This is a genomic window from Streptomyces hygroscopicus subsp. hygroscopicus, from assembly GCF_001553455.1.
Lineage (GTDB): Bacteria > Actinomycetota > Actinomycetes > Streptomycetales > Streptomycetaceae > Streptomyces > Streptomyces hygroscopicus.
The window spans coordinates 1-2,472 of record NZ_BBOX01000476.1 but is presented as its reverse complement, the minus strand read 5'-3'; the positions used below and the strand labels follow the sequence as shown (position 1 = coordinate 2,472).

Genomic DNA, 2,472 nt, shown 5'->3' with positions numbered 1-2,472 from the left:
GGGAACCCGCCTCGGTACGGCCCTACGTGGTGGCCCCTGAGCAACGGCGCGACCAGCGGCGGGTCGGCGTCGTCCCCCGCGTGGAGTTGGTGTGTGCCCCGCACGGCATGGTGGTCATCCGGTGATCGTCAGCACCCAGGGCACGCCCTCCCCCTCCCCCTTGGGGCCGGGCTGCGCTCTGTGCGCCGCGCCCGGGGTTTTCGGGCCCCATGACCCCGCTGACCCGCACTCGGGTCTGTGCCCCGCGTGCATCACGGCCGGTAAGCCCACCCGTGAGGGTCTTGAGAGCGCGGTGGTGATCGTGGCCGGACAGACCCTGGCAGGGGCCGAATCTCTCCAGCTGGCCACCGCCACGCCGGAAGAGTTGGCCTACCACCTGGGGGCGGTGAAACGGAGTCTGCGCAGCGTGCTCCAACTCCTCGCGCCGTCCGAGGGGAAGCACGCTCGGTGAACGCCGACAACCCACCCGACCGGGGCGAACGGCCGACCATGACCATGCGCGTCTACACCATGGCGCGCGACGGCGTCGTCACAGCACGGCGCGCGATGGTGACCGTCCTGGCCGGGGAGAAGAGCGATACCTACGGGCTGGGGCAGGCATGGCCACCATGCCAGTGCCCTCGCCACCGTGAACACAACAACCCGAACCGATTCAAGCGCTCCTGAGACGGCCGCCCGCCCCGGAGGGGGAGGGACGGGCGGCCCCCAGCGGCCCTGGTCCCCTGCGCACGGCTGTGTCAGGGCACAGCCGTGCGCAGGGGCCGGGGCGGCATCGCCGTCCCGGCCCCGTCGTGTTCCGTCACCCCCTCAGCGCCGCCTCGAAGGCCCCGGGGCGCTGGGCGATACCGCTGCAGCGGGTGTTCGGGACGGCGTTCCCGTTCTGATCGGGGCCCGCCGCACCCGCCGTGGGGTCGGTGGCGGCGGCGGACGCGGACATCTCGGGGGTGCACGACTGGTCGCGTTCGGCGGACCACATCGACAGCCGCCCGATCCCCTTGTCCGCGGCGAACCGCGCCAGTCCGGACGCGTCCTCCAGCGTGAAGACCTCGCCGGTGACGTCGTTGACCCCGATCATCGGCGTCACCGCGAGCATCTTCCAGGCGGCGGCGTCGGACATGCCGAGCACCTCGCGGAGCCGGGCCTGGCTGGCGGTGGCCGCCTGGACGGCGTAGTCGCCCATGTCGCCGGTGTGGTCGCCGCTGTAGTTCATCGCCATGATGTTGACGGACGAGAGGATGACCCCCTCCCGTTTGGCGGCCTCCAACTGGGCGACGCTCTGCGGGGTCAGCCCGTCCGGCATGGCGGGCAGGGTGAAGGAGATGTTCAGGCCCTCGTGGGTGCGCTGGATCAGCGCGAGCGCCTGGGCTCGGCGGGCGGTCGCCTCGGCATTGGCGAGCGCGTCGCCCTCGAGGTCGAAGTCGACCCTGGCCGCCTGATAGCGCTCGATCACCTCGGCATAGGCCGAGGCGAGTTCGGGCACGTCGGTGCAGACGGTGGCGAGCTCCGTGCCCTCGGCGCCGCCGAAGGAGATCCGTACGTCGCCACCGGCCCGGCGGACACTCGCGATCCTGGCCTCGAGCCCCTGGTCGTCGAGCGAGGTGCCGCCGTCCCACACCGGGGCGCAGCCGTCCCCCGCGACGACGAAGCCCAGCGTGAACTCCTTGACCCCGCGTGCCGCCGCGGCGGCCATGTCGTACCCCGAGTCCGACCAGACGTTGACGTACGGCACGAAGTCGGCGGGCCGCCGTGGCGCGGGAGGTTGGGACGCCAGCGGCTGTGAGGGCGCGGCGTGCGGCTCGGGCGGCTCCTTGTGGTGTCCCGCCCATACGGCGATGGTGGCGCAGACCACCGCGCCGGCCACGGCGATTCCGCTCATGCGGGGGCTGGCCCTCATGGCTCTGGCTCCTTCTTGCGGTTCCGGTACGGGCGCCGGGGGCCTGCGCCTCCCGTGCCCTTCTCCCCGCCAAACTTCGCATATTCCGTGAAGTCTACTGAACTATGACACACCGCCTGTTTGGCTTATATGTCGCATATCGTATTTTCTGCATTAGCCTCTTCCGTATGGATCCTCAGTCAGATGTGGCCGAGCGCGCGCCATCGCGTCCCCTCCGCGCTGACGTGGCCCGGAAGGGGCCCGTGTTCGTGGACCTCTCCGGGCGCCGTGGCCGACTGGTACGACATGTGGGCGTACTCGCGGGAGCCGCCTGCCTCGGCTATTCGGCGGTCCTGGGGGTGGGCTACGCGGGCGGTACGTCCTTCGCGCCGCGGACGCTGGTCCCGGGGCGGCCGGTCGCCACCGAGGCGTTCGGCCGCGAGCCCGACCGCGCCCCGGAAGGGCGTTCGGGGCCCTCCGGATCGCGGGCGCGGACCGACGCGCACACGTACGCCCCGACCCAACATCAGCACCGGCGCCACCACAGCGGCTCCGGGCGGCCGGAGCACTCGGCCGCCCGGGAGCCCGACGCGCCGCCC

At 72.2% G+C, this 2,472-nt stretch carries 2 protein-coding genes and 1 pseudogene; 2 read left to right on the top strand and 1 reads right to left on the bottom strand.

Annotated features, from left to right (window positions below; all coding sequences use genetic code 11):
- Positions 1-447: 447 nt before the first annotated feature.
- Positions 448-666, top strand: coding sequence for a hypothetical protein (locus tag AXW62_RS36480; RefSeq protein WP_060948185.1), 219 nt, complete (start codon positions 448-450; stop codon positions 664-666).
- A 133-nt stretch (positions 667-799) separates the two neighbouring features.
- On the opposite strand, the gene AXW62_RS36475 is transcribed toward AXW62_RS36480, so the two are convergent.
- Positions 800-1,894, bottom strand: coding sequence for a chitinase (locus AXW62_RS36475; RefSeq protein ID WP_060948184.1), 1,095 nt, complete (start codon positions 1,892-1,894; stop codon positions 800-802).
- Between the two features lie 167 nt (positions 1,895-2,061).
- Here AXW62_RS36475 and AXW62_RS36470 point away from each other — a divergent pair.
- Positions 2,062-2,472, top strand: a pseudogene (locus tag AXW62_RS36470) (hypothetical protein); the annotation flags it as partial.

Bases quoted from the DNA above. Each gene is read 5' to 3' on its own strand.
- AXW62_RS36475 (WP_060948184.1), bottom strand. From the start codon at position 1,894: ATGAGGGCCAGCCCCCGCATGAGCGGAATCGCCGTGGCCGGCGCGGTG.